1 protein-coding gene is annotated in these 696 nt (G+C 74.6%); it reads left to right on the top strand.

All coding sequences use genetic code 11. The annotated features are described in order from the left end of the window. The coding region (locus PROKR_RS29340; protein ID WP_036971242.1) for a family 20 glycosylhydrolase at positions 1–534 on the top strand (534 nt) is incomplete at its 5' end. Positions 535–696: the final 162 nt, after the last annotated feature.

Raw genomic sequence — 696 nt, 5'->3', positions numbered from 1 at the left:
AGCGGGGCCGAGCCTGGTTCCGAGACCGGGGCGGCGACCGGTGCCGACGCCGGGCACGGCGCCGGCGAGGCGACCGTCCTGGTCGAGGCCGGCACGGTGCTGCAGTACTGGGACACGCGGCCCGACCCGGAGCCGTTCCTGCGGGCCGCGCAGGCCGGCGCGCGGTTCGTGATGTCCCCGGCCGACAAGGCCTACCTGGACATGAAGTACACGCCCGAGCACCCGCTGGGGCAGCAGTGGGCCGCGTTCGTGGAGCTGCACGACTCCTACGACTGGGACCCGGCGACGCTCATCGAGGGGCTGCCCGAGTCGGCGATCGAGGGCGTGTCGGCCGCCGTCTGGACCGAGACCCTGCTCAACCGCGACCACCTGTTCTCGATGCTGCTGCCGCGCCTGGCGGCGGTGGCCGAGGCCGCCTGGTCGCAGCCGGGCGCCAAGGACTGGGAGTCGTTCCGGGGCCGTATCGCGGTCGAGGCAGGCGCCTGGCGCCGCGACGGCGCCTCGTACCACCCGACGCCGCAGATCGACTGGTAGCCCCGCACGTCTCAGACGTACAGGTCCCCCGAGGGCCTGTACGTCTGACACGTACTACTTTGCCGGGCGGGCCGCCAGCGCCGCCGCGTACAGGTCCCGCTTGGCCACGCCCGCGGCGTCGGCCACCTCGGCGACCGCGGCCTTGAGGCGCTCGCCCGCGGC

The organism is Promicromonospora kroppenstedtii DSM 19349, assembly GCF_000515355.1.
GTDB classification, from domain to species: Bacteria; Actinomycetota; Actinomycetes; order Actinomycetales; family Cellulomonadaceae; genus Promicromonospora; species Promicromonospora kroppenstedtii.
This window is presented reverse-complemented; position numbering and strand designations above follow the sequence as displayed.